At 37.6% G+C, this 26,970-nt stretch carries 26 protein-coding genes, 1 other RNA gene and 1 other annotated feature; of the genes, 23 read left to right on the forward strand and 4 right to left on the reverse strand.

The window, feature by feature from the left end; translation table 11 throughout:
• Nucleotides 1-260, reverse strand: a 260-nt coding sequence (locus ACQKN4_RS09450) for an IS110 family transposase (protein WP_427483515.1), incomplete at its 3' end; no start/stop codon positions are given.
• 817 nt (nucleotides 261-1,077) lie between these two features.
• On the opposite strand from ACQKN4_RS09450, the gene ACQKN4_RS09455 reads away from it, so the two are divergent.
• The 3 genes from ACQKN4_RS09455 to ACQKN4_RS09465 all read left to right on the forward strand — a co-directional run bounded on the left by ACQKN4_RS09455 (nucleotide 1,078) and on the right by ACQKN4_RS09465 (nucleotide 2,322).
• Complete coding sequence (locus tag ACQKN4_RS09455) at nucleotides 1,078-1,467, forward strand: GNAT family N-acetyltransferase (protein WP_427483609.1); 390 nt, start codon at nucleotides 1,078-1,080, stop codon at nucleotides 1,465-1,467.
• Between the two features lie 32 nt (nucleotides 1,468-1,499).
• Nucleotides 1,500-1,778 carry a PhzF family phenazine biosynthesis protein gene (locus ACQKN4_RS09460; protein WP_427483517.1) on the forward strand — a complete coding sequence of 93 codons (279 nt, stop codon included), beginning with the start codon at nucleotides 1,500-1,502 and terminating at the stop codon, nucleotides 1,776-1,778.
• A gap of 97 nt (nucleotides 1,779-1,875) precedes the next feature.
• Nucleotides 1,876-2,322, forward strand: a complete 447-nt coding sequence (locus ACQKN4_RS09465) for a PhzF family phenazine biosynthesis protein (protein WP_427483610.1) — start codon at nucleotides 1,876-1,878, stop codon at nucleotides 2,320-2,322.
• A 196-nt stretch (nucleotides 2,323-2,518) separates the two neighbouring features.
• Here the strand turns inward: ACQKN4_RS09465 and ACQKN4_RS09470 are convergent, their stop codons facing one another.
• Nucleotides 2,519-2,728: a hypothetical protein gene (locus ACQKN4_RS09470; protein ID WP_427483519.1), complete on the reverse strand. Its 210-nt coding sequence runs from the start codon at nucleotides 2,726-2,728 to the stop codon at nucleotides 2,519-2,521.
• Nucleotides 2,715-3,161, reverse strand: coding sequence for a MarR family winged helix-turn-helix transcriptional regulator (locus tag ACQKN4_RS09475; protein ID WP_079562815.1), 447 nt, complete (start codon nucleotides 3,159-3,161; stop codon nucleotides 2,715-2,717). Before ACQKN4_RS09475 ends, ACQKN4_RS09470 begins: the two co-directional genes overlap by 14 nt.
• A gap of 205 nt (nucleotides 3,162-3,366) precedes the next feature.
• Here ACQKN4_RS09475 and ACQKN4_RS09480 point away from each other — a divergent pair, with 205 nt between their 5' ends.
• From ACQKN4_RS09480 to ACQKN4_RS09505, 6 genes are all read left to right on the forward strand, one after another.
• The gene (locus ACQKN4_RS09480) at nucleotides 3,367-4,623 is read left to right on the forward strand and encodes an MFS transporter (RefSeq protein ID WP_427483520.1); all 1,257 of its coding nucleotides are present in this window, start codon (nucleotides 3,367-3,369) and stop codon (nucleotides 4,621-4,623) included.
• A gap of 411 nt (nucleotides 4,624-5,034) precedes the next feature.
• Nucleotides 5,035-6,126, forward strand: a complete 1,092-nt coding sequence (locus tag ACQKN4_RS09485; protein ID WP_079562817.1) for a carbohydrate kinase — start codon at nucleotides 5,035-5,037, stop codon at nucleotides 6,124-6,126.
• Nucleotides 6,127-6,130: 4 nt separating this feature from the next.
• Complete coding sequence (locus ACQKN4_RS09490; RefSeq protein ID WP_079562818.1) at nucleotides 6,131-7,048, forward strand: pseudouridine-5'-phosphate glycosidase; 918 nt, start codon at nucleotides 6,131-6,133, stop codon at nucleotides 7,046-7,048.
• Between the two features lie 208 nt (nucleotides 7,049-7,256).
• A complete protein-coding gene (locus tag ACQKN4_RS09495; RefSeq protein WP_427483523.1) occupies nucleotides 7,257-9,452 on the forward strand; it encodes a RelA/SpoT family protein in 2,196 nt (731 codons plus the stop codon).
• Between the two features lie 101 nt (nucleotides 9,453-9,553).
• Nucleotides 9,554-9,994 carry a D-aminoacyl-tRNA deacylase gene (gene dtd, locus ACQKN4_RS09500; RefSeq protein WP_079562820.1) on the forward strand — a complete coding sequence of 147 codons (441 nt, stop codon included), beginning with the start codon at nucleotides 9,554-9,556 and terminating at the stop codon, nucleotides 9,992-9,994.
• A 70-nt stretch (nucleotides 9,995-10,064) separates the two neighbouring features.
• Nucleotides 10,065-10,283: a DUF2642 domain-containing protein gene (locus ACQKN4_RS09505; protein ID WP_240518333.1), complete on the forward strand. Its 219-nt coding sequence runs from the start codon at nucleotides 10,065-10,067 to the stop codon at nucleotides 10,281-10,283.
• A gap of 306 nt (nucleotides 10,284-10,589) precedes the next feature.
• On the opposite strand, the gene ACQKN4_RS09510 is transcribed toward ACQKN4_RS09505, so the two are convergent.
• Nucleotides 10,590-12,173 (reverse strand): SH3 domain-containing protein, encoded by a 1,584-nt coding sequence (locus ACQKN4_RS09510; RefSeq protein ID WP_427483526.1) that lies wholly within the window; start codon nucleotides 12,171-12,173, stop codon nucleotides 10,590-10,592.
• Between the two features lie 164 nt (nucleotides 12,174-12,337).
• Nucleotides 12,338-12,579 (forward strand) — a binding site (T-box leader).
• 116 nt (nucleotides 12,580-12,695) lie between these two features.
• On the opposite strand from ACQKN4_RS09510, the gene hisS reads away from it, so the two are divergent.
• From hisS to ACQKN4_RS09580, 14 genes are all read left to right on the forward strand, one after another.
• A complete protein-coding gene (gene hisS / locus ACQKN4_RS09515) occupies nucleotides 12,696-13,961 on the forward strand; it encodes a histidine--tRNA ligase (RefSeq protein ID WP_079562822.1) in 1,266 nt (421 codons plus the stop codon).
• Between the two features lie 332 nt (nucleotides 13,962-14,293).
• A complete protein-coding gene (aspS, locus tag ACQKN4_RS09520; protein WP_079562823.1) occupies nucleotides 14,294-16,063 on the forward strand; it encodes an aspartate--tRNA ligase in 1,770 nt (589 codons plus the stop codon).
• Nucleotides 16,064-16,201: 138 nt separating this feature from the next.
• Nucleotides 16,202-16,401: non-coding RNA, 6S RNA (gene ssrS, locus ACQKN4_RS09525), on the forward strand.
• Nucleotides 16,402-16,721: 320 nt separating this feature from the next.
• Nucleotides 16,722-17,879 (forward strand): N-acetylglucosamine-6-phosphate deacetylase, encoded by a 1,158-nt coding sequence (gene nagA, locus ACQKN4_RS09530; RefSeq protein WP_079562824.1) that lies wholly within the window; start codon nucleotides 16,722-16,724, stop codon nucleotides 17,877-17,879.
• Nucleotides 17,880-17,910: 31 nt separating this feature from the next.
• A complete protein-coding gene (locus ACQKN4_RS09535; protein WP_079562891.1) occupies nucleotides 17,911-18,633 on the forward strand; it encodes a GntR family transcriptional regulator in 723 nt (240 codons plus the stop codon).
• A gap of 4 nt (nucleotides 18,634-18,637) precedes the next feature.
• The gene (locus ACQKN4_RS09540; protein ID WP_427483529.1) at nucleotides 18,638-19,357 is read left to right on the forward strand and encodes a sugar isomerase domain-containing protein; all 720 of its coding nucleotides are present in this window, start codon (nucleotides 18,638-18,640) and stop codon (nucleotides 19,355-19,357) included.
• Between the two features lie 18 nt (nucleotides 19,358-19,375).
• The gene (locus ACQKN4_RS09545) at nucleotides 19,376-19,645 is read left to right on the forward strand and encodes an HPr family phosphocarrier protein (RefSeq protein ID WP_079562826.1); all 270 of its coding nucleotides are present in this window, start codon (nucleotides 19,376-19,378) and stop codon (nucleotides 19,643-19,645) included.
• A gap of 110 nt (nucleotides 19,646-19,755) precedes the next feature.
• Nucleotides 19,756-20,931 carry a GNAT family N-acetyltransferase gene (locus tag ACQKN4_RS09550; RefSeq protein ID WP_427483531.1) on the forward strand — a complete coding sequence of 392 codons (1,176 nt, stop codon included), beginning with the start codon at nucleotides 19,756-19,758 and terminating at the stop codon, nucleotides 20,929-20,931.
• A 458-nt stretch (nucleotides 20,932-21,389) separates the two neighbouring features.
• Nucleotides 21,390-21,698 (forward strand): PTS sugar transporter subunit IIB, encoded by a 309-nt coding sequence (locus ACQKN4_RS09555; protein ID WP_079562828.1) that lies wholly within the window; start codon nucleotides 21,390-21,392, stop codon nucleotides 21,696-21,698.
• A 13-nt stretch (nucleotides 21,699-21,711) separates the two neighbouring features.
• Nucleotides 21,712-22,032 carry a PTS lactose/cellobiose transporter subunit IIA gene (locus tag ACQKN4_RS09560; protein WP_079562829.1) on the forward strand — a complete coding sequence of 107 codons (321 nt, stop codon included), beginning with the start codon at nucleotides 21,712-21,714 and terminating at the stop codon, nucleotides 22,030-22,032.
• A 45-nt stretch (nucleotides 22,033-22,077) separates the two neighbouring features.
• On the forward strand, nucleotides 22,078-23,406 hold the full coding sequence (locus ACQKN4_RS09565; protein WP_079562830.1) for a PTS sugar transporter subunit IIC: 1,329 nt from the start codon (nucleotides 22,078-22,080) through the stop codon (nucleotides 23,404-23,406).
• Between the two features lie 26 nt (nucleotides 23,407-23,432).
• Nucleotides 23,433-24,515: a DUF871 domain-containing protein gene (locus tag ACQKN4_RS09570; protein ID WP_427483533.1), complete on the forward strand. Its 1,083-nt coding sequence runs from the start codon at nucleotides 23,433-23,435 to the stop codon at nucleotides 24,513-24,515.
• Nucleotides 24,516-24,843: 328 nt separating this feature from the next.
• Nucleotides 24,844-25,818 carry an N-acetylglucosamine kinase gene (locus ACQKN4_RS09575; RefSeq protein ID WP_427483534.1) on the forward strand — a complete coding sequence of 325 codons (975 nt, stop codon included), beginning with the start codon at nucleotides 24,844-24,846 and terminating at the stop codon, nucleotides 25,816-25,818.
• A gap of 360 nt (nucleotides 25,819-26,178) precedes the next feature.
• On the forward strand, nucleotides 26,179-26,940 hold the full coding sequence (locus tag ACQKN4_RS09580; RefSeq protein ID WP_079562833.1) for a tRNA threonylcarbamoyladenosine dehydratase: 762 nt from the start codon (nucleotides 26,179-26,181) through the stop codon (nucleotides 26,938-26,940).
• Nucleotides 26,941-26,970 lie beyond the last annotated feature (30 nt).

Below are 26,970 nucleotides of genomic sequence, written 5' to 3' on the forward strand. Positions count from 1 at the left end.
AAGGGATTTAATAGGCAATAACTATAGTTGTTCTCTTGCATGAAACGTTCCAGTGTTCTTGAATAGACTCCTGTAGATTCAAATACGATATGAGGTTGCTCATCATATCCTTCAATTAAGTCATCAATTAACTTTTTAAGGTCCATAAATCCCGGACGATTGTGCGCAATTTCCTTTTCCAACTGACATTTTTTCAGCGCGTTATAGACAACCATATAACTCTTTCCCATACTAATATCAAAGGCGATGACATGTTTCATGTTCTCCCTCCCTATGTGTTTTGAAGTCTTCACATTAGCCTTATTGATTCCCATTTCTTATACACGATCTCAAAGGATCCAACATACTTAAACCTGATTCAAATAAGGTTGTGAAGTAGGTCAGTTTTTTTTACGGATTCAAGATCCAAAGAGCTGCCCGACCTATTCTTCACCTCTACTATATAAAAAAATAGTAGTACGAACCAATGCCTTGGTCTGCACTACTAATCTTAGTATGTTTTTTCTTTATTGAATTAATGGAGCAGGTTTGTTTAATAAGAAATTATTTGGATAATTGTGGTGATGTATGAATTAAGGAGGGATAGATACGGTGAATATATTTCCATTTCTCGGTTTAATTGTATTAGTATTAGTATTAGTATTAGTATTAGTATTAGTATTTGTATTAGCTAGCTTATTAAGCCCCAAAAATAAAATGAACTCCACTAAAAAGAAGTTATATCTTTTAAGTCTCATTTCAACTGTTATTTTTGCTTTCATACCTACGGGTGGCTATCAAGTCGATAGTAACGGGTATCTTTACTTCGGTTTTCCTGCTGAGAGTTTTGTATATCGTGGTGGATTGGTTTTCACATTTAGTTCTTTGGGATTATTGTTTAATTTTTTTCTATTTTATTGGTTTTTTAAGCTATTACTATATCTATGGAGAGTATTAAAGGTACGAGTAAAGATGTGAATTCAGACTTATATTTGTAAATCATCTTATTTAGCTAACGGAGCAGTTTAGTTGAAGAAGACAGCTCTATACTGTAAATGTAAAATCAATGAAAAGTCAAAGGGGGGATAACGAATGAATATGCAATTTTTAAGTTTTTCCGAAAGACCAATTAAAGGCACTGAACTTATGATGCTCTATAAAGACGCAGGTTGGTGGGAAGAAAGAAAAGAGAAAGATATTGAAAATATGTTAAAACAGGATATTTCAATTGGTGTGTGGATTGACGATAATCTTATAGGCTTCGCAAGAGCTGTTTCAGACGGTAAATTTAGGGCGTACATTGAAGATGTAGTTATACATAATGAATTTCAAAAGGCAGGAATAGGAACGAAACTTGTATCAAAATTGTTGGACGAACTTTCTCATATTGATGTAATTAGCTTATTTTGTGGAGAAGAATTAATTTCGTTTTACGAGAAAAATAACTTTAAGTTCAGTAAGTCTCAATATGTATTGCATAAAAAATGAAACATATCTTGTTAAACTAACAGATGCTTTAGTTGAATAAGATAGACAATCCAGCAGCAACAATCTTTGAGAAAACAGCCATTTATAAAGAGATTAATCGATATAGTAAGTATTACAAACATTTTAAATTCAGAAGTAAGGGAGAGTTGACTTTGTCCTATTATGTAATTGATGCTTTTACTGACACAAAATTTGGCGGTAATCCAGCAGGTGTCGTAATCAATGAAAATTTAGATGAAGAGTTCATGCAGAAATTTGCTGAAGAAGTTCGTTTTTCAGAAACAGCATTTATTAAAAAAAATAGACAGTAAAAATTTTGACATAAAATTTTTTACTCCGACTGCATAGGTTGAACTTTGTGGACATGCAACTATTGCATCCTTACAGGCATTATTAGATAGTGGTGCTATTGAAGATAATAATACATATTTTATGAAAACACTCGCCGGCACACTTGCTGTTGAAGTGAATCAATCCTTTATCATGATGGAGCAAGCTGAACCTCAGTTAGGAAAAATATTCGATGATTATAATTGTTTGTCTGACCTTTTTAAAATTGATAAATGCCAAATAGGAGATATAAATTACAATTTAGTGCCTCAAGCTGCAAGTACAGGTCTTTGGGATATAATGCTTCCGATAAAAACAAAGGATGATTTGTATGCTTTAAATCCTGATTTTAAGGCACTTGCTGAATATACAAAAATCAATAAAGTGGGGGGCGTTCATGCATTTACGCTCGACACAAAAGAAGGGATAGCAGAGAGTAGAAATTTTTGCCCACTCTTTGGTATTGATGAAGAAGCTGCAACAGGTACTTCAAATGGGGCGCTTAACTTATTATCTTTTTCATAACCACATACTAAATGAATTTAATCAAGAGTACTTGTTCCTTCAAGGGCATAGTATGGGTAGACCATCAAACATTGTTACAAAATTAATTAAAAAAATAATCCAAGAGTTATGGTAGGCGGGAAAGCAATCATTTTGTCAAAGGGGAACTATGCTAGGGGTATTTAAATGTTGAAGTGAAAGTGATTTCCGTTCCAGGCTACTCGCTTTTCTGTGGGCGAGCGTCGAGAAACTTCGCTTTCGCACAGAAAACATCGGCTCCGTGGAGGGTCTCGCTCTCACTGCTAGAGGCATTGCTCTGCGATGAAAGCGAAGCGACAGCAACAACAACAACAAAGCGCTCAGTCGGAACGGAAATCACCCCCTCGTATTGCAAGGGGTAATTAATGTCTTTTTTATTCTTCATCATAAGATTGAATTATTTTTTGGATGGATTTCAGGGTTTCATAAAAATCCTCGTATTTCTCTAAGCCAATATCATTAATAATTCTTTCTTGAATATCTTCCCAGATGGGAGCAGCCTCGTTTAATTTTTCAACCCCTTTTTCAGTCAGAGTAATTACCTTCGTCCGAGCATCTTGCGGATCTTTCGTTATGTCTACATAGCCATTTTGCTTTAACAAGTTAATATTGCGTGTAATAGTTGTTTGATCGAGTAGCAAAATATCACCTAGTTGACTTATGGAAACTGATTGTTGATGATCGATATTTGCTAGCATGGAGTATTGTGTAACTTTTAAGCCAGTGGGCTGTAATAATTTATCATACAAGTGTGTCACGACTCTTGTTTTTTTTCGAAGGTTTGCACATACACATATTTGTGTGTAATCTATATTCTTCATTGCTCCGTACTCCTTTTTGAGTGAGTTCAATATTATAGTAGCCTTATTGGTTTATTTTGTTTAGATGGATAATGTTTCTTGACAGTGATAAAAGTAGTTATTTAGAATATATATGTATATACATATATATTTGGGTTGTAAATGTAATTGTATCTTTCACATTAAAGAGTACACTAAAAATCTTCCAGGAAATGAAGGTGTTAAGATGAGGCGTATTCATTATAGCTGGTTTATTTTAATTATAACCTTTTTCTCAATTATTGTTGCAGGAATTACTATGTCATCATCAGGGGTGTTCATAGACTCCTTTGAAAAAGAATTTAATTGGGATCGATCTTTAATTGCTTTAGCGTTTGCAGTGAGTCTATTTTTATATGGATTTTCAGGCCCGTTTATGGCGGCGTTACTAGAAATAATTGGTTTAAAGAAAATGATGCTAGGTGCGATGGCTACATTATTCATAGGCATGTTGCTTACACTTTTCATGACACAATCATGGCAGTTAATCATTATATGGGGCGGTATTATTGGCTTAGGAGCAAGTCTTTTTTTAACTGTGTTAAGTCCTTATGTAGCTAATAATTGGTTTGTGAAAAGTAGAGGGTTGGCAGTAGGAATATTAACGGCGAGTACTGCAACAGGGCAGTTAATTCTCCTCCCTATATTGGCAATTATTATTGAGCATTATTCTTGGCGATGGGCGATTGGACTAATTCTCATCCTAAGTTTTGTTATGTTCATCACTATTTCTATTTTTATTAAAAATAAACCACAAGATATTGGAATTCTTCCTTATGGAATGGGAGAAAATCTTGAAATCCAACAAGAGAATCATAAGAAAAATCCGATTAGTATTGCTTTTAATGGTTTACTTGAGGCTATAAAGAGGAAAGAATTTTGGTTATTAGCGGGGAGTTTTTTTATTTGTGGGCTTTCGACTAGTGGGTTAATTGGTACTCATTTTGTTTCTTACTGTATTAGTTTTGGTGTCCCGTTAGTAACCGCTGCATCTTTCCTTTCTTTTATGGGAGTGTTTAATCTTGTTGGCACTACTTTATCAGGGTGGTTGTCTGACCGTTTTGATAATCGATGGTTATTGTTTTGGTATTACCTTTTAAGAGGAACGTCTTTGCTTTTACTCCCGTTTGCATTAATGCAAGGGTCGTTCACTTTACTGACAATCTTTACAATATTTTATGGATTAGATTGGATTGCTACAGTGCCTCCAACGATTAGTATTTCTAGACAAATTTTTGGTACAAATAAAAGTGGCATTATTTATGGGTGGATTTTCGCTTCTCATCAAGCAGGAGCCGCAGTTGCCGCTTATGGTGGAGGCCTGATCTACAAGTTCTTCAATTCATATACTTGGGCCTTTTTCCTAGCTGGGGTGTTCTGTGCATTGGCAAGCTTATTTGTCATCATCGTGAAAAAACAAACACCGCATCAAGCCAATATTTGATAATCTATAATCAGTTGAACTGATAATATTTATTGGTAGTAGGCTTTTCGGCATAAAGAAGTGGTTGATTTCCGTTCCGACTGAGCGCTTTGCCGCTGCCGCTTCGCTTTCGCATAGAGCAAAACTTCCTGGGGGCGCCGCTTCACTCGCTCTAGGGTCTCATCTGTGACGCTAATTCCCGTGGAGTCGCTCAGCCTCCACTCCAACCAGCCATTTCACTTAGTATGTATCTTCTGGCATATTACTCTAGTTTATCGTGTTACCACAAAACTAATAGATCTAACAACATGAAGTTGAAGCCAATATTATAACAGCTTCAACTTTTTTGTTTAAATCTAAAATGGAAAAATTTTTTTGACATCATTCAAACAAAAGTTTATAATATAAACAAATATAACAAAAGGTGATGCTATGAATGAAAGAGAACAGGCGGTCCTTGCTTTAATTCGCCAGAATCCGTTTATGTCTCAGCAAGAGATGGCAGATAAGATGAAACTATCTCGACCAGTCCTTGCCAATTTAGTGTCGAGCTTAACGAAGCAGGGGAAAATTGTAGGTCGTGCATATATTTTGCCTGAGGAAAATGAAGTTATTTGTATCGGTGGAGCCAATCTCGACCGAAAGTTTCATGTCAAAGGGAATGTCCAATTCAGTACGTCCAATCCTGCAAGCTCTTCATTTAGTGTAGGTGGTGTTGGACGAAACATTGCTGAAAACTTAGGCAGATTAAATCATCAGGTAACATTGTTAACTACCGCTGGCAAAGATGCTGATTGGCAAGTAATCCAAGAAGCGTCAGAGCCATTTATGAATTTACGTTATGTAGAACAGTTACCGGATGTTTCGACGGGTTCCTATACCGCGATTATGGATGAGCAGGGTGAGCTGGCACTAGCAGTAGCGAACATGGATGTATACGAGCTTTTATTGCCAAGTTTGCTAAATAAACATGAGGCAATGCTGATGAATGCGGGCTGCTTTATTATGGATTTAAATTGTCCAAAGGAAACAGTGGCTTACATTCAGCAGGTGTCAATTGCCCGTGATATTCCATTTGTCATCGTGCCGGTATCTTCGCCGAAAATGAATCGATTACCAGATACGTTGCAAGGTGTAACATGGTTTATTTGTAACACAGATGAAGCAGAGACGATTGTTGGTCATACAATCGAAAACTCAACGCATTATGAAAAGGCTTTACAGCAACTTCTTACATTAGGTGCTGAGCATGTCATTATTACAGCTGGTAGTAAGGGTGTGTATGCAGCTTCCACTACAACGAAGCCAAGTCATTTCGTAGCTAAAGCTATAGAAAAAATTGAAGATGTGACAGGTGCAGGAGATGCCTTTGTCAGTGCTGTAATCCATAGCTGGCTTACTGGCCAATCTTTTGCAACATGTATTGATGCAGGCTTAACAAATGCCAAAAATACTCTTGCATCGCCATATACCGTAAGACCTGAATTATCAGTTGATTTGTTAAACAGTGAAATGGAGGAATAACAACATGAAAGAATTCATCGTATTATCAGAAGAAGTAAAAGCAGGACAAGCGAAAGGTTTACCAATCGTAGCATTAGAATCAACAATTATTTCTCACGGAATGCCATATCCACAAAATGTGAAAACAGCACGAGAAGTAGAACAAATTATTCGTGATAATGGTGCAGTACCTGCAACTATTGCATTAATTGATGGGAAAATCAAAATTGGTTTATCAGATGAAGAACTTGAAATGTTCGGTAATTCACAAGGTGTAGCAAAAGCATCTCGTCGTGACTTAGGCTATCTTTTAGCAACAAAAAAATTAGGAGCGACAACTGTAGCTGCAACAATGATTTGTGCGGAGCTTGCTGATATCGAAATTTTTGTAACTGGCGGTATCGGTGGCGTACACCGTGGTGCTGAAACAACAATGGATATTTCAGCAGACTTAGAAGAATTAGCGCAAACAAATGTTGCTGTAATTTGTGCGGGTGCGAAGTCCATTTTAGATATTGGTTTAACTTTAGAATACCTTGAAACTAAAGGTGTACCAGTCGTTGGATACGGTACAGATGAACTTCCAGCATTCTACACACGTCAAAGCGGTTTTGATGTAAACTTCAAGATTGATACGCCAGAGGAAGTGGCAGAGATGCTACGTGCAAAATGGCAATTAGGCTTAAAAGGTGGAGCAGTCATTGCTAACCCAATTCCAGAGTCTGAAGCACTTGAACATTCATTCATTACAGAAATCATTGAAAAAGCTCTAGTAGAAGCAGAAGAAAACGGAATTCAAGGTAAAAACGTAACACCATTCTTACTTGGAAAAGTTAAAGAATTAACAGAAGGTAAAAGCCTTGATGCCAATATTGCATTGGTAAAAAATAATGCAGTAGTTGGGTCGAAAATTGCTGTAGCGTATAATAAATTAAACTCATAAACATTTGTACAGAAAAAGAGACTCTTTGCGAAATATAAAATTCGCAAAGGGTCTTTTTATTCATTTGAGGGGATATTTTTCCAATTTTCACATTGTTCACGAGAATAACTAAACAAAATGACACAGTTACTTTACAATAGCCCATTAAATTTTATACAATTAAGTTTATATCTAATCTGAAAAATTTGACGAGCAAGGTGGACATGTTATGGCGAAAGAGCAAATTTTGACTCCCGAGGACGTTTTTGAGTTAGTCAAATCCTACATGAATGATGAAAATGTCGTATTCGTGAAAAAAGCATATGAATTAGCAAGGGATGCCCATATTGAGCAATTCCGAAGCTCAGGTGAACCGTATATTATTCACCCAGTGCAAGTAGCTGGTATTTTAGCTGAATTACAAATGGATCCAGAAACAGTTGCGGCTGGTTTTTTACATGATGTTGTCGAGGATACGGATTTTACGCGCGACGACTTAGTTCGTGAATTCGGCGAAGAGGTTGCAATACTTGTAGATGGTGTAACAAAGCTTGGGAAAATTAAATATTTATCTAAAGAAGCGCAACAAGCAGAAAATCATCGAAAAATGTTTGTAGCGATGGCGCAGGATATTCGTGTCATTTTAATTAAACTGGCAGACCGTCTACATAATATGCGCACATTAAAGCATTTACCTGCAGAAAAACAACGCCGTATTTCTAAAGAAACACTTGAAATTTTTGCACCACTTGCGCATCGTCTTGGGATTTCGACTGTTAAATGGGAGCTTGAGGATACAGCACTTCGTTATTTGAACCCGCAGCAATATTATCGCATTGTCAGTCTTATGAAGAAAAAACGTGATGAGCGTGAAGCATATTTAGACAATGTCATGACTGAAATGAAGTCACAGCTTACAGAGGTTGAAATTGAAGCGGATATTTATGGTCGCCCAAAACATATTTACAGTATTTATCGTAAAATGGTGTTACAAAAGAAACAATTCAACGAGATTTATGATTTATTAGCCATTCGTGTACTTGTCGATAGTATTAAAGATTGCTATGCCGTACTTGGGATTGTGCATACATTATGGAAGCCGATGCCTGGCCGTTTTAAAGATTATATTGCGATGCCAAAACAAAACCTATACCAATCATTGCATACAACAGTAATTGGTCCTTATGGTGATCCATTAGAAGTACAAATCCGTACAAAGGAAATGCATAAAATTGCAGAGTACGGGATTGCAGCGCATTGGGCATATAAAGAAGGTAAAAAAGTTGATAACGAAAAACAAAATGTCGACCAAAAATTAACATGGTTCCGAGAAATTTTAGAATTCCAAAACGAATCATCGAATGCTGAAGAATTTATGGAATCTTTAAAATTTGATTTATTCTCTGATATGGTCTATGTTTTCACACCTGAAGGGGATGTCATTGAATTACCGGCAGGCTCTGTACCTATCGACTTCGCATATCGTGTGCACTCAGAAGTCGGAAATCGTACAATTGGCGCGAAAATCAATGGTAAAATGGTGCCGCTTGATACACCGTTAAAAACGGGAGATATTATTGAAATTTTAACTTCAAAGCAATCATTTGGTCCGAGCCGTGATTGGCTGAAAATAGCCCAATCCTCACAGGCCAAAAATAAAATAAAGCAGTTTTTCAAACGTCATCTTCGTGAAGAAAATATCATCAAGGGCAAAGAGATGATAGAAAAGGAAATCCGTGCACAAGATTTTGACGTGAAAGAAACAATGTCAGCCGAAAATTTGAAGCGTGTATGCGAAAAATTTAACTATACAAATGAAGAAGACTTATATGCTGCTGTCGGTGTGAATGGAATTACAGCTCAGCAAGTTGCTAATCGTCTAGCTGAAAAGCGCCGCAAAGAGCGTGAACAAGAAGAAGCTCTTGAGAAAATTGAACAAAAAATGAAAAACCCTATTCCTCAAAAACGGACGGAATCGGGTGTTATCGTAAAAGACATTGACAATATGCTTATTCGACTATCTCGTTGTTGTACGCCAGTTCCTGGAGATGAAATTGTAGGCTTCATTACAAAAGGTAGAGGTGTTTCAGTACACCGTGCAGACTGCCCAAATATCCAAGTAGAAGATGAGCAGGAGCGTTTAATAGAAGTAGAGTGGGAACATGGACATACTCCAGAGAGAAAAGAATATCCTGTCGATATTGAAGTTTCAGCTTTCGATCGACCAGGCATTTTAAATGAAATCATGCAAATTGTTAGCGAAACGAAAACGAATATTTTAGCAGTAAGTGGTCGTGCAGATCGCGATAAAATGGCAACGATTCATTTAACAATTTCGATTTCAAATATTTCACATCTGCATAAAGTAGTGGAGCGTATTAAGCAAACACCTGATATATATTCAGTACAACGTGTTATTAACTAATCGATTTCTTTGTTAAATGAATGGTTGGGCAGTAGCAACTTTGTTATGTACCGAAAAATGATACTTCTGGTGCATATAATGAGGAATTGAGGTTTTAAAAAATGAAAGTAGTTTTACAACGTAGTAAAGCAGCCTCTGTTACGGTTGACGGAAAAGTAACGGGAGCTATTGATAGCGGCTATGTTCTTCTAGTGGGCATTACACACGAGGACACGCAAGAAAATGTTGAATATTTAGCAAAAAAAGTAGCTAATCTTCGCCTATGGGAAGATATTGATGGGAAAATGAATCATTCCATTTTAGAGCATGGAGGGGCTATTTTGTCCGTCTCACAATTTACATTGTATGGGGATGCAAAAAAGGGGAATCGTCCAAGTTTTACAAATGCAGCAAGACCAGAAGTTGCGGAACCGTTATGGGAGGCTTTTAATAATGCCTTACGCGAACACGGTTTGCATGTGGAAACGGGAATATTTGGTGCAATGATGGACGTTGCACTTACAAATGATGGCCCAATTACGATACTTCTTGAGTCTAAATAAATGGTACGTTTCCTATAATTTCTTCATACATTTAATAGTATGGTTAGTTTTGTAGGAGGGAAGTGTGTTAATGGTGACTCAGGGAGAACGCATATCGAATCCATATTTATACGAAACGCTAAATCTGATGATTGGTCAGGCAATAGTAGTGCAAACAGAGAAAAATATCCATCAAGGAAAATTAATCTCTGTATTACCTGACAATATCGTTGTAGAGTTTAGTCGTACTCCATTGTTCATTCGTCTAAAGGAAATCGTGTGGGTGACGTTGGCAAAGAGGGAAAAATAAGCGCATTAAGGTCTCTATACTCAGAGAATATGAGTTAGAGGCCCTTTTTGTTTAACTAGTAGTTAGTGAATGTCGATATTCATTTACAATACAGTGCCAAACCACCGTGTTTTTAATCGATTTCAGTTCCAACAGCTTATTTACACTTCTAAAAAGAAAACGTCATATTTGTTTGATAATCAAAAATAAGCTGCAAAGGAATGATAACTCTAGGTTCCTTAGCAGCTTATTTATATTGCCTAACGGACAGTAATTTAGTCGCACCGAAAGCGACACGTCATGCAGTCCCAATAATTAAGTTTCACTTTATTGATTTTCGTTAAAGTAATCTAAAACGCCTTGGTAGATGCCGAGAGTAGCTTGTTCCCGGTATTTAGCGGTTGTAATAACACGTTCCTCGCTACCATTACTTAAGTAGCCCAGCTCAACAAGGACAGCTTTTTGACGATTTTCTCGTAGAACTAAATAATTTCCTTGTTGGGTACCACGATTTTTTAAATCGATTTTATTTGAGAGTCCATTATTTATTGCCTCTGCAAGACCTTGTTGATTACTATTCATATAATATGAGGTGAAACCATTAATGGAGCTATCGTCAGTTGCATCATAATGTATACTGATAAAAGCATCTGCCTCATATTGGTGTGCAATTGAAACGCGTTTGCGGAGGTCAACATATTCATCTGATTCTCTTGTCATGACAACATTTGCTCCAGCAGCACTCAACTTTGAAGCAAGAAGAGATGCAGTTTTCAATGTAATTTCTTTTTCGTCGGTTCCACGTTGTCCAGTTGTACCGTGATCATTCCCACCATGTCCTGCATCTACAATAATCGTTAACCCATTTAAAGTACCTTTCTTGCGTGGTTTCGATTTTTCCTTTTTGGTAGGAGTAGCAGCTTTGCTCGACGAAGAAGTCGTAACGACCCAGTTCGCTACAAAAGCAGTTTTTTCATCTATTTGTATTTCATAAAAATCATTTTTAGCTCCTACAATAGGGTAGGTTTCACCAGCGTCTACGCGTTCAACAACATCAGCAACTGTTGATGCATCTGTCCGTAAGTTTGTCCCATTATAAATGATTGTGACAGATTCAAGCTCTGAGGAAGTAGAAGAAGATTTTGATGCCGTACTTTTTATATTTGAAAAAGTACCATAAAAGCTATAAACCCAACCTGTTTTTTTATTGTTATATTGAATTTGTACCCAGTTATGTTCTTGAGCTAGCACCTTAAAGGCTTGGCCATTTGAAACAGTTCCTATTTTGCTAGCATTTAAGTCTGGCTTTTGGCGCACATTAAGAGCATCCACTAAAACTGTAAATGTTGTATCTTTGTTGACTTTTTTTGTGGATACTTCGACTTTAGGCTCATCAGCCTCAGCTTTTACCTTTTTTTCAGGTAGAGCATTGATCGTCACATAGTCAGTGGATACCCAACCAACTAGCCCATTCCAATCTATTTTCGCCCATTCACCATTTTTTGCAATAAGGTTAGCTTGGTCGCCTGTTGATAATTGTCCAAGAACTGCTGAAGATATGTCAGGCTCAGTACGGATATTTAGACGATCGACTTGTGAAATCAACGTTTGATCAGCTACTTGCTTATCGTCTATCGAAGCGGTTAGCCAGGATGCTACCCAACCTTCGTACTTACCTGCTTTTACTTGTATCCAATCGCCCTCACGACCAATAGAAGTTAATGGGTCACCCTCATCTAATGTCGTAATAATTGGATATGACAGTCCAGGTCCCTCACGTAAATGAAGAATCGTTCCAGTTACTTTTAAGTCACTGGAGTCGGCTAGTGCTCTTTGAACAGAGTGACTTGGAAATGCAAACGTTAGCACTAGTACGAAGATGATTAGAATATGTAAAAGTTTTGTCCTCATCAGATTCCTCCTATTCTTGTTCTATTTTACCATGCTTTAGTAATAGAATTCGTGGGAAAAAGGTAACGGAATTTGTTATTTTAACGAATGTAATGTAAAAAAAACAAAAACAGTTGACATTGCCTTTTGTTGTGACTAACATAAAGGGTAATCAAAAAAATGATTAACCGCTTATGACCAAGCAAGTAGCGTATACCTCTATTGAAGAAGAGAGGGAAAGACCTAGGCTGAAATCTTTCCTACAAAAATGTATAACGTGAATAACACTTGAGAGGCTTTTTTCTGAAAAGTAGTGCTTAGTAGGAAAAAACGGAATCGGCCGTTATCCGATCAGGAGGAGGACGCATGTATTTGATGCGTCAACTAGGGTGGAACCGCGGAAGCTTATACAGCTCTCGTCCCTTGCATTACGCAAGGAGGCGAGGGCTTTTTTATTGGACAAATTTTAAGGAATTCATACTTAAAATGAAGAAAGTCCAGAAGATAGCTTGCTCATAAGCAATTTACAAAGGAGGTATTTCTATGAGTTTTAAAGTGCCACGAGGGACGCAAGATATTTTGCCTGGTCAATCTGAAAAATGGCAGAAGGTAGAAGCGGTTATCCGTGATATTTGCCGTGTCTATCGTTACAACGAAATTCGCACACCCATTTTTGAACAAACAGATTTATTTGCACGTGGTGTCGGTGAAACAACAGATGTTGTTCAAAAGGAAATGTATACATTTGAAGATCGCGGTGGCCGTTCGTTAACATTACGTCCGGAAAATACAGCTGGAGTAGTTCGTTCTTATGTTGAGCATAAAATGTTTGGTGCACCTGATCAGCCAGTAAAGCTTTCATATTTAGGACCTATGTTCCGCTATGAACGTCAACAAGCAGGGCGCTACCGTCAATTTGTTCAATTTGGAGTAGAAGCCATTGGTTCAGCGGATCCAGCTATCGATGCAGAAGTAATCGCGCTAGCAATGGATGTCTACGGTTCAGCTGGTTTAAAAGATTTAAAATTAGTCATTAATTCACTTGGTGACAAAGATACACGTGACTCACACCGTACAGCACTGCTACAACACTTCGAACCACATATTCATGAGTTTTGTTCGGATTGCCAAAATCGTTTGCAAAAAAATCCACTACGAATTTTGGACTGTAAGGTAGACCGTGAGCACCCATTAATGAAATCTGCACCAGCATTAACTGATTTCCTAACAGAGGAATCAGCAACATATTTCGCACAAGTTAAAACGTATTTAGATACGCTGGGAATTTCATATGAGGTTGATCCAAACCTTGTAAGGGGTCTTGATTATTACAATCATACGACTTTTGAAATTATGTCAACGGCTTCTGGCTTTGGAGCGATTACTACACTTTGTGGTGGTGGGCGCTACAATGGCCTTGTACAAGAAATTGGTGGACCAGATGTACCAGGTATCGGGTTCGCATTAAGTATTGAACGCTTGTTGCTAGCACTTGAAGCTGAAGGTGTTGAATTAGACACAGCATCAGGACTTGATGTCTATATGATCGCTATGGGCGAAGACGCGAAACTAAAAACAGTAGAATTAACAAGTACCTTCCGTGCAAAGGGCATTTCAGCTGAGATGGATTATTTAGATCGCAAAATGAAAGCTCAAATGAAATCTGCAGACCGTTTAGGTGCAAAATATACGATTGTTTTAGGTGAAACAGAGCTTGAAGAGCAAGTAGCTACTGTTAAGCATATGGAATCAGGAGAACAACAAAAAGTAGCGTTCTCAGAATTAGTGAATTACCTTTTAAAACAATAAACGAACACAAGCTGTTAAAACATAAATCGTTTTTATCATTACAGGATTAGCTGTCCAAATGATACAAATATCTACGTCGTTTTGGACAGTTAATTCATTTAACAATGAACGGATATCTAATTTTCCATGGCATCAATTCTCTACTTAGTAGGAAGTGTATGCTACATATTTAAAATAACCGGTCCATCATCAAAAGTTAGGGATGACATATTGTAAAAACATATGTCAAGTGGATAAGTGAAACTGGACGCCCCCAGGAAAGCGCCAGGTGGAACGGAAATCAACCCTAAGTTATGGTGATGAGCCAAATAAATTTTGGAGGAATTAAATAAATGGCAACAAGAACACATGCTAGTAACGAGCTTTCAGAAGCATTACAAGGTGAAAAAGTCGTATTAAAAGGTTGGGTACAACGTCGTCGTGACCTAGGTGGTTTAATTTTCATTGATTTACGTGACCGTACTGGAATCACACAGGTAGTGTTTAGCCCTGACGTAGCAGAAGCACATGCTTTAGCTGATAAAGTACGTAGTGAATATGTAATTGAAATAGAAGGAACAGTGATCCTTCGTTCAGAAGACCAAATCAACCCAAATGTACCGAACGGTAAAATTGAAGTAGAAGCAACAAAATTAATCGTCATTAATACAGCAAAAACAACACCATTCCAAATTGAAGATCGCACAGACGTATCCGAAGATTTACGTTTAAAATATCGTTATCTTGACCTACGTCGTCCGGTTATGTTTGATACATTCAAAATGCGTTCGGACGTTACGCGTACAATTCGAAACTTTTTACAAAACGAAGGCTTCTTAGAAGTAGAAACACCAATTTTAACAAAATCATCTCCAGAAGGGGCTCGTGACTATTTAGTACCATCACGTGTACATGAAGGTGAATTTTATGCATTACCACAATCACCACAGCTATTTAAGCAATTATTAATGGTGTCAGGTTTTGAAAAATACTTCCAAATCGCACGTTGTTTCCGTGATGAAGACTTACGTGCTGACCGTCAACCAGAGTTTACACAAGTTGACATTGAAACAAGCTTTTTAACGCAAGAGGAAATTATTGAAATGAACGAACGCTTAATCCAAGCAGTTATGAAAGAAGTAAAAGGCATTGATATTCCTGCTCCATTCCAACGTATGAAATATCAAGAAGCAATGGATCGTTACGGTTCTGATAAACCAGACGTACGTTTTGGTTTAGAGCTTGTTGATTTAAATGACATTTTTGATGGCTGTGATTTCAAAGTATTTGCTGATACAGTGGCACAAGGCAAACAAGTAAAGAGTATTAACATTAAAGGTGCAGCAGATAAATACTCTCGTAAAGACATGGACGAGCTAACAAAATTTGTTGGTATTTACGGAGCAAAAGGTCTTGCTTGGTTAAAAGTAACGGAAGAAGGCTTAAACGGACCGATTGCAAAATTCTTTGACGATGCATTAGCAGCTGCTTTAATCGAACGTATGAAAGCAGAAGTGGGCGATATTTTAGTATTTGTAGCTGATCAAGCATCTGTTGTAGCAGCTTCATTAGGTGCTCTTCGTACGAAATTAGGTCAAGAATTAGGCTTAATAGATGAATCACAATTTGCGTTCCTATGGATTACAGATTGGCCATTATTAGAGTACTCTGAAGAAGATGGTCGCTATAAAGCAGCACACCATCCATTCACGCGTCCATTTGACGAAGACATTCAATTAATGGAAACAGATCCTTCTGCAGTCCGCGCACAAGCATACGATATCGTATTAAACGGTTATGAGCTTGGTGGAGGTTCATTACGTATTTATGAGCGTGAATTACAAGAAAAAATGTTTAATTTACTTGGTTTCACAGAAGAAGAAGCAAGAGCTCAATTTGGCTACTTATTAGAAGCATTTGAATACGGTGTACCACCACATGGAGGTCTTGCATTTGGTCTTGACCGCTTCGTAATGCTACTTGCTGGCCGCACTAACTTACGTGACACAATTGCATTCCCGAAAACGGCAAGTGCTAGCTGCTTAATGACAAACGCACCTAGTGAAGTGTCTCCTGATCAATTAAGCGAGTTAAGCTTAGCCATCAAACCATTCAGAAAATAATTTGTACTTCTAAATACCTGGATTCCCTAGCGAAATTTGTCGGGAATCTAGGTATTTTTTGCGTTTTCGCAAGAATACAGATTTTTTTAAGAAAATAGTTTGAATTATCAGAAAAATAATGTTATTATAACTGTAATACGAATCCTGATGTGTTTGTCTAATTGCTAGCTCTACTTAACAGTTTTGACCGAACACTATAGAATCGGGAGCCTTCATTTTGTAGTCGCAAACAAGCCCCATGCGGAGCGGGACGTTTAAAGCTGCAAAGCGGGCACCCCCCTGCGAAATGCGGGTTCAAAACGAATGTTTCTTGGCATAACGGCACAATCGGGATTCGTCATACATAGTTATTAAGCAAAAAAGGAGCATTTAAATAGCTCCTTTTTTAGTGTTATTCGAAAAATAACTAGAAGCAGAACAAAAAAATTTAGAGGAGTATTGCGATGATCCTAGGCTTAAAAAAGAACGAAGTGAAAATCGTACCATATGATAGTGAATGGAAAAATGTAATGAATTAACTTAAAAATTTAGAAAATATGAAAAAATCACTTTTTATTTTTGGGAAATCATCATATAATTGGTATAGACAACTATACCGAATAAAAAAGTTGCCTGTAGCATCGGTCAAGCTCCTCAAAAAACGCTAGGGGGTGATCTATTGAAGAATACGCTGTTAATTTCCAATGTTACGATCGTCAATCATGATGAAGCGCCGTTTAAAGGAGACATTTACATCGATGATGGTAAGATACTTAAAATAAGTCATAACATGTCTGAAAAGGCTGAGCAGTATATAGATGGCAAAGATAATAATTGGTTCCTGTTACCTGGCTATATTGATATGCACATACATGGCTCTGCCGGGCATGACGTGATGGATGCTACGCAATTAGCACTGCATCAAATGGCACGCTCTTTAGTTCAGGAAGGCGTGACAGGCTTCCTTGCTACTACAATGACGCAATCTATAGAAGCAATTGAAAGCGCTTTAGCGAATGTTGGTGAATTTGAAAATAATGAGGATGAGGCGAGCTTATTAGGTATACATGTAGAGGGACCGTATATATCAAAAAAACGGGCAGGCGCACAACCGATAGAATACATTATTTTGCCGTCTACGGAGCAATTTGCATACTGGCAAAAAGTAAGTAAGCAACGTATTAAACAAGTAACTTTTGCCCCTGAGGTAGAAGGAGGCTTTCCGTTTATTGAATCGTTAAAGGATTTAAATGTTATCGCTTCAATTGGCCATTCTGACGCATCCATGGAAGAGGTGGATCGGGCAGTAGTATTGGGAGTAAGGCAGGCTACACATTTATATAACCAAATGCGCCCTTTCCATCATCGTAATCCAGGTGTCGTTGGTGCAGTGCTTTTAGATGATCTAGTAAAGACTGAAATTATTGCAGATTTCGTACATAGTCATCCTCAAGCTATTAAGCTAGCGTATCGTATAAAAGGCGCGAAGGGTATTATCTTAATTACCGATGCGATACGGGCAAAAGGTTTACATCACGGTGATTATGATTTAGGTGGTCAAACCGTTCATGTTTCTAAGGAGGGCGCTCATTTATCTAATGGGGCTTTAGCTGGCAGTGTGCTAACGATGGAGCAAGCAATAAAAAATATGCAAGCAATCACCAATTGCTCATTGCAGGAAATTGTCGCAATGTCCTCTACGAATGCTGCTAAGCAATTACAACTTGCAACGAAAGGTCGTATTGCAGAAGGTTATGATGCAGATTTTGTATTACTAGATGAAAATTTAAATGTACAAAAAACTATTTGTCGGGGTAAAGTTGTATTTGAGAAATGAAAGTAAAGAGGCGATAAGAATGGTACAAGGTTTGTTAGATAAAAATTCTCATATACCTATTTATATACAAATAGAAGAGATCATTAAACAACGTATTTATTTAGAAGAATACAAAATCGGTGAAAATATACCTTCTGAGCGAGAGCTTTCTACGCAGTTTGATGTTAGTAGAATGACTGTTCGTCAATCTATCACAAATTTAGTCAATAGCGGATTGCTGTATCGTGAAAAAGGCAGAGGTACGTATGTTGCTAATCCAAAATTAGAACAACCGTTAAAAGGATTAACAAGTTTCACAGAAGATATGCGGGCTAGAGGGATGGAACCAAGCAGTAAAGTTTTACGCTTTGAGAAAATCGTACCACCAGTTGATATTGCAAGAGATCTCATGTTAGATGCTGGTGAAGAGGTATTCTTCGTTGTACGAATTCGTAGTGCTGATTCCAAACCAATGGCCATCGAAAGAACATATATTCCAGTGAAAATATATCCTGAATTAGATGAAAAGAAAATAATGGGGTCATTATATGCGTTAATTGAAGCAAAGTTCCATCAAAAAATTGGAAACGCTATTCAGCAAATGGAGGCAGCAATTGTTCTAAAAGAAGATAGTAAATTTTTGCAAATTAATCATACTGCACCGGTGTTAATTATTAAACGTACAAGTTATTTATCTGATGGAGTTCCATTTGAGCTTGTGCGAAGTACTTACCGAGCTGATCGATACAAATTCATTAGTGAAATTAAAAGGTGATCCTATGGATGCATATTTTCTAGAAATTCAAAAGATAATGCAAGTCGTCAAAGAGCAAGAATATCCCCAAATAAAAGAAGCCGCACAATTAATTGTACAAAGGCTTCAACGCGGAGGAATCGTCCAATTATTTGGTTGTGGCCATTCGCATCTTTTAGCGCAAGACGTATTTTATCGCGCGGGGGGGCTTGTACCTGTACGTCCTATAATTATTGAACCTTTAACATTACATGCAGGGGCAATGACATCATCAAAAAACGAAAAGGACCCGACGATCATTGAACAGTATAAAGATCATTTTGATTTTCATGAAAATGATGTTTGCATTGTTATTTCAACCTCTGGGAGAAATCAAGCACCTATAGATGTAGCATTTTTAGCGAAAGAAGCAGGAGTACTTGTCATGTCTCTGCAATCGCTTGCTTATTGCGAGCAAACGAGCCGTCATCAAAGCGGGAAGCGCTTAGAGGATGTAGTAGATAAAGTGATCAATACGCATATACCAATAGGAGATGGTTTACTGCATCACAATGACATACAGTATGCCCCATCCTCTACAGTTATTGGTTCAATTATATTAAATATATTATTTAGTGAAGTCATTGAGATCATAGCTCTATCTGACGAAGTATTACCCGTTTTTAAAAGCAATAATGTTGACTCGGATTCGTCTCATAATGAGGCTATGATTGCCTATTATCAACATCGAATTAAATTTAAATGACAAGCGGAGGGATATCGTATGAAGAAAACATATAAAATAACAGCGCCGGAGGGACTACATGCTAGACCCGCAGCTTTACTTGTAACAGCAGTCACACCATTTGAGTGTGATGTTCAGTTAACCTATAAAGAGAAATCAGTCAATTTAAAATCAATTATGGGTGTTATGGCACAAGGAGTAGCACCCGAAAGTATTGTAGAAATTTCAGCAGATGGGCCTGATGCTGAGAAACTTTTTCAAACAGTAACAGAATTAATTGTTTCTAAGGGAATTGGGGAAGAATACTAAACATCAAAGGCATTGTTGACTCTCAAGGGCAAACTATAAAGATTCAAGGTAGTCTTTAAGTGTACTTTTAATTGCGAGAATATTCTGTGTGGAAAGGGGGGCTTTTTTCTATGGAAATAAAAATAATCCCACCAAAAGATTATTTACAGGTACATCAATTAAGAGATTATTGTTTTCCTAATAAGTATACTGGCGCGCGTCGGGATGATTTTCATTATTGGGTTGAGCATAGCACAACATTAGGGGCTTACGATGAACATAAAGTAGTTGGACAGCTCCTAATATTGTCACTTAATATGACAATTCATGGTGAAAATTATGAAATGGGTGGAATTGGCTTTGTTGCAACCTATCCTGAGTATCGGCAGCAAGGGATTATCAAAAAGCTTATGACTGAGGCACTGAAGAAAATGCGAGAGAATGGGCAAAGCATTTCTGTGTTAGCACCATTTTCTGTATCCTTTTATCGTTATTTTGGATGGGAATTATTTTTTGAGAAGTTACATTACACGATTCCTCAATCGATGTTTCCTGCTTTCGGAAAGCAATTGGACGTTGTAAAACGTATGAGCTTTGAATGGCCAGAGCGTGATCTTTTTCAGGTGATTAAGGATTTTCATAATGCACAAGCGCTTATCAACAACGGAAGTATGCTTCGAGATGATGCGTGGTGGAAAAGAATAGAGAGAAGGATGCCTGATAGTCATTTTGCGGCATATTTTAACGATGATAAAATTGCAGGTTATATTCGGTATAAAATTAAGGATGAGACGTTTGAGATTCATGATTTTATTGCTGAGGATTTGCTTGCAGAACAAGCGATATGGCGTTTTATAACGTCGCATGCGGCGAGTATAAGTAACATTAAGGGAGTTACTTCTAACAACCATCAATTTGGCTTTTATTTTAAAGAACCTCAGTTTAAAAAGGAAGTTGTTCAAGATGTGATGGTAAGGGTCGTTGACGCTTTGAGGTTTATGCAACATTATCCGTGGGGTGATATTCAGGAGCCGCTATATATTCAAATTGAAGATACGTTTTGTAATTGGAATGAACACGTATTTCAAATAAATAAAAGTGGAGATATCTCGATAATTGAGACTAATTCTATCCTAGAAATGCATATGCTAACATTACCAATTAATCTTTTTTCAGCAATGATGGTTGGCTATTTAACTGTAAAGGATGCGGTTATGTATGCAAATAAACATTTAACTGAAGACATAATTGGTCGATGGCAGCTTGCATTACCCTCTAATAAACCAACATTTTATGAATACTTTTAAGAAAAGCGTTCATGAATGAATAACTATCGGACAATTAGTTCTGAAAATTTAAATTTTTTTAAACTTTTTTCTGGACTATACCACTTAAATGAATCCTTTTAGTAGTCTGGAACAACGATATAGCCCAGTTTTCAAAACCATTTCTTAAGGAAGAAAATAGTGTAAAAAGGATATTGTGGTATATACCAATAGGTGCTATTCTCAACTTAAGAAAGCGATTTCATACGTCTTTCAGCGAATGGCCAAACATTCGCTGAAGTAGAGGAACTCAGTCTAAGAACGCCACGTCCTGTGGCAATTTATCTGTGCGAAAGCGAAGCGGCAGCAACACACGACTGAGTGACCAACGTCGTGTTGGCCCAAGCCTCCGGCCGATTCCAGACGCAATTATACCAAGGCATAATTGATAAATATAATCGCTAGAAAGACGAACTTAAATCACAAAGAGGAGTGTTTAGATGAAAAACATTATGCTAGTGTGTGTAGCGGGAATGAGTACTAGTTTGCTAGTGTCGAAAATGCAGAAAGCAGCGCAAGAACAAAATATTGAGGCAGATATTTATGCAATTGCTGAAAGTGAGGTCGACAAAGTATTAGCTACTAAAATGGCGGACGTGCTGCTACTAGGTCCGCAAGTCCGCTACTTAAAAGGAGCATTTGAAACAAAATACAAGGAAAATTTTCCGATTGATGTTATTAACATGATGGATTACGGCATGATGAATGGCGAAAATGTTTTAAATCAGGCGTTAAAGTTGATTGGTTAAGGGGGCTATGGCAATGGAAGAAACAGTTTTGATGGAATCTATTATGGGACTGATTGTGCACAGTGGTAATACGAAAAGTGAATGTATGGAGGCAATCCAGCTAGCAAAAAAAGGACAGATTCAGGAAGCAAAGGAAAAAATACAGCTAGCCAATGATTCATTGATTGAAGCTCATCATTCTCAGACGGCTTTACTGTCACAAGAGGCAAGGGGAGAAAAAGTAGAAGTGTCAATGCTGTTAATTCATGCGCAAGATCATTTAATGAATGCCATTACGTTTCGTGATCTAGCATCAGAAATGATTGAGTTGTATGAACGAATCAAAGGGGTGTAGCATCAAGCCTTGATGTCACAATAAAAAGTAAAGGGAGTGTGTGAAATGTTCCGTTTTTTAGAAGAAAAATTTGTGCCGGTTGCAGCTAGGGTAGGGAATCAGCGTCATTTAGTTGCCATTCGAGATGGTTTTATTACAATCATGCCATTGACTATTGTTGGATCACTTGCGGTACTTGTTAATAATTTGCCTATCAAATTTTATCAAAACGCACTTGATGCTATTTGGAAACATGAAACTTGGACACAGTGGGGCGGCAATATTTGGGGAGCGACATTTGGAATTCTCTCACTATTATTAGCCTTTACTATTGCTTACAACCTTGCAAAAAGTTACGACAAGGATGGACTGTCAGCCGGTGTCATCAGTCTTTCCAGTTATATGACATTTGGAACTTTTGCTGAAGGTGGATTAACAGGGTTAACAACAGGTACAGGCGGTTTGTTTATAGCCATTATTGTTGCTTTGCTGTCAACGGAAGTATTTTGTAGATTGTCTGGCAACCCTAAGCTATTAATTAAAATGCCGAATGGTGTACCGCCAGCTGTTTCAAAATCATTCGCCGCATTATTACCTGCAATTATTACAATTGGTTTATTTGCTCTAGTTCGTACAATTATTTCGGCGGGCTTTGATATTCCTGATATTGTCGGTTCATTCTACACAGCAATTCAAGAGCCGTTTATGGGCTTAACGAATACATGGGTTGCGGCTTTAGCTTTAGCATTCATTCCTACGTTTTTATGGACATTAGGTGTTCACGGTGCTAACATTATCGAACCATTTATGCAATCGATAAATTTACCAGCTATTGAAGCGAATGTAAAAGCCATTTCATCTGGAGAAGTAGCACCATACATCGTAAATAAACCATTCTTTGATGCCTTCATCAATATGGGTGGTTCAGGTACAACAATAGCACTTATAATTGCTATTTTCATTATCGCTAGAAAGAATAAACAATATAATACCGTCGGAAAATTGTCGGCAGCACCAGGCCTTTTCAATATTAATGAACCATTACTTTTCGGTCTTCCAATCGTGTTAAACCCAGTGTTATTTGTACCGTTTATTTTGACACCGATGGTTAACGTAACAATTGCTTTCTTTGCAACAAAGTGGGGCTTTGTGCCGGCAGCTACAGTTTCGCCTCCGTGGACAACGCCACCGATTATTAATGGATTCTTAGCCACTCAATCTTGGCAAGGAGCTGTTCTTAGTATTGTTTTACTGATTGTCGCAGTGTGTATTTATTTACCGTTTATTTCGATGGCAAACCGTATCGCAAAGCAGAATGAACAGCGAGCCGCAGTATCAGAGTCTCAAAACGAACAGCAAGTTACAAAATTAGAAAATCAAAAAGTAGAAGTGTAATTGTGAACTAATGGAGGTATTTGCAATTGAGAAGATTAGGGATTTCACTATATCCTCAGCATAGTACACTAAAAGATATGAAGCGGTATGTTCAGCTCGCTCATGATAATGGTTTTGATCGAATATTTACATGTCTTATGTCGTTAAATAACGATCAGGAGCGACAAAAATTACAACAGATAAACAGATTTGCGCAGCAGCTTGGCTTTGAAATTTCAGCTGATATTGCACCAGCTGTTTTTGAAGATTTAGGCTTAACGTATAAAGATATTGGGTACTTTAAAGAGCATTATCATTTAGCGGCATTGCGCTTAGATATGGGTTTTTCTGGCCAGGAAGAAGCGTTTATGTCCCTCGATGCAAGCAATTTTAAAATAGAGTTAAATATTAGTAACGGTACTAAATATGTAGAAAATATATTATCCTATCAACCGAATAAAGATAATATTATTGGCTGTCATAATTTTTATCCTAGACGTTTTACAGGTCTATCACGCCAACATTTTTTACAAACATCTCAACAATTTAAAGCTAATCATATTCGAACAGCAGCAATGATCTCATCTCAGCATGCAACGTTTGGACCTTGGGAAGAAACCGAGCATGGCTTACCAACATTAGAAGAGCATCGTCATTTGCCAATTACTGTGCAAGCGAAGGATTTATGGCACACTGGCTTAATAGATGATTGTATTATCGGTAATATGTATGCTTCTGAGGAAGAATTACGTGCATTAGGCCAATTAAATCGTCATAAGCTAGAGCTGAAGGTTGAACAGTCTGTTGAAACGTCGATTTTAGAAGAAGCAATCCTTTTTAAGGAGCCGCATTTTAATCGTGGTGATGTTTCGGAGTACGTGATCCGTAGTACGCAGTCTCGTGTTAAGTATAAAAATGGTGACTTCCCTGTACACGATAGCCGCCCATTAACATTGGGGGACGTGACAATCGATAATAATTTAGATGTTCGTTATAAGGGTGAGCTCCAAATTGTTTTAAAGGAAATACCGAATGCCGGGTCAACAAATGTTGTGGCAAGAGTAGTAGAAGAAGAACAATTTTTATTAGCACATATTCAGCCATGGGCATCATTTGGCTTTACGAAATGATTAAAGAAGAAGGGATTAAGCCATTTGTTAATAGGGCTTAATCCCTTTTTTTATGGTTCAGCACCAAAATTCGTGGATGACATTTGTTAAAACATATACTATGCAAATAAGTTGATTGAAGGGAAGCTCTGCTCTGCGAAAGCGAAGCGACAGCAAATGTTTTATCTGTGCGGAAGCGAAGCGACAGCAACAAAGCGCCCAGTCGGAACGGAAATCAACCACACGTTTTGGGGCGATCCTTTTTTATTTTGATTTACCAATGTTTTCGATAGTGACAACTATATTTAAGCCAGGGCGAAATTGAAAGAGAAGAAAGGAGTAAAGAGATATGTATGTATTAGCGATTGACGGTGGGGGAACGAAAACGTCAGCAGTGATTTGTGATGAACTCGGCAATATTTATGCAAAAGTAGTAACGACTCGAAGTAACCCCACAGCAATGGATGTTCAATATTTTCAGTCAACGATTCATAATATACTGCAAAATTTACAACAACAAGATTCGCAAGTTTTTGCAGCTATTGATAGTTGTTTTGCTGGCATGGCTGGGGTCAAGGAGCTACAGGCAGAAAAAGTTGTAGAAACGATAGTACGCCAATACGTTCCTAAAACAACAAATGTTTTTGTTGATAATGATGCTCTAATTGCACTTTATGCAGGCACACTTGGACATGCAGGCATTGTGCAAATTGCTGGGACAGGTGCTATCACAATGGGCTATGATCATGAGCATCATTTTCATCGAGTAGGGGGCTGGGGTTATCTTTTTGATGATGAGGGGAGTGGCTATGATTTAGGTGTTCAAGTGCTGAAGGCTATTTTTCAAAGCTATGATGGCCGAAGAGGCTCAACAGCGTTGACAGATGTTGTGCTACGATATTTTTCTGTGGAAACTGTACCACAATTAATAGAGTGTATATACGGAGAAGAACATCCTCGGACAGTGATTGCACCGTTAAGTAAATATGTTTTTGAAGTGGCAGAAAAAGGAGACCGTGTCGCTACTAAAATCATTGAGGATGCTTGTAAGAACTATTATGTGGCGATTAAAGCATGTTACTCCCATATGGCTTGGAAGGAAGGAGAGGTACCTGTCGTATTAGTGGGAGGCGTTTTTAAGAATGAAGCGTATTTTTTACAAGGATTACAGCAATTTGCACAAGCAGACGGGATACCATTGCAATTTATGGCACCAGTCTTACAACCAATTGGTGGGGCAGTAATCGCGGCTTTCAAGCAAATAAACGTTCAGCCTGGCGCAGATTTTGTGGAATCTTTCTCTAAAAATTATGAACAAGAATGAAAGCGATAAGATGAAAGGCAATTGAATGACTTTTAATCAATTGCCTTGAAATTTCGTCCTCTAGCTTTAAACAGTGTCCAACATATAGATTTTGATGGACTCAATTCAAACTTTACATACTTAAAAGTATTTTGATTAGGAATACTTATTTTTTTTAGTTATAATTTTTTCTTGATGAATATCGTGATAACATGTAAGATAAGTTTGATTTTATCTTAGTATTTAACTAGGTTTACTAATGAAGAAATCAGTGGAAGGTCTTTATCTACCGCTAATTATTCATTTTCACTAATAGCGCTTTATGGGTTATATAGTGCTCATTAAAGTGGAATAAAAATTCAATAGACGGAGAGTGTAAGGATGTTACATCAATTTTCACGTAATGAGCTCGCAATAGGAACAGAGGGGCTCGAAAAATTAAAAAATACGACAGTAGCCATTCTTGGTGTAGGCGGTGTAGGTTCATTTGCTGCTGAGGCATGTGCACGAAGTGGTATTGGTCGCATTATTTTGGTAGATAAGGATAATGTAGATATTACAAATGTTAATCGTCAATTAGTTGCCTACCTTTCAACGGTCGGAAAATCTAAGTCAGGTGTCATGAAAGAGCGTATTGCTGATATTAATCCAGAATGTGAAGTAATTGATATGCACATGTTTTACACAGAGGAAACATATGAGCAATTTTTCGCACAAGGCATAGATTATGTCATTGATGCAAGTGACACAGTGATGTATAAAATTCATCTTATGAAGGAATGTTTAAAACGAAATATACCGATTATTTCTAGTATGGGTGCGGCCAATAAAATGGATCCTACTCGTTTCAAAATTGCGGATATTTCAAAAACGCATACGGACCCATTGGCTAAAATAATCCGTACGAAATTACGGAAGGACGGTATTCATAAAGGAGTAACGGTTGTTTTCTCGGATGAGAGTCCGATTGTAGTTCGTCCAGATGTAGTGGAGCATGTCGGAAAACCGGATGCAGCTATCCGTAAAGCAAAAATGCCGCCATCTTCCAATGCCTTCGTTCCTTCAGTGGCAGGTTTAATTGCAGCAAGCTGGGTAGTGAATGCAATCGTAAAGGATGTAAAAATTACACGTGTACAAGGCTAATGCACTTTTGATAGGTGGTCGATAAATTCA

The sequence above is a fragment of the Lysinibacillus sp. NPDC093692 genome (assembly GCF_050280125.1).
GTDB lineage: Bacteria > Bacillota > Bacilli > Bacillales_A > Planococcaceae > Lysinibacillus.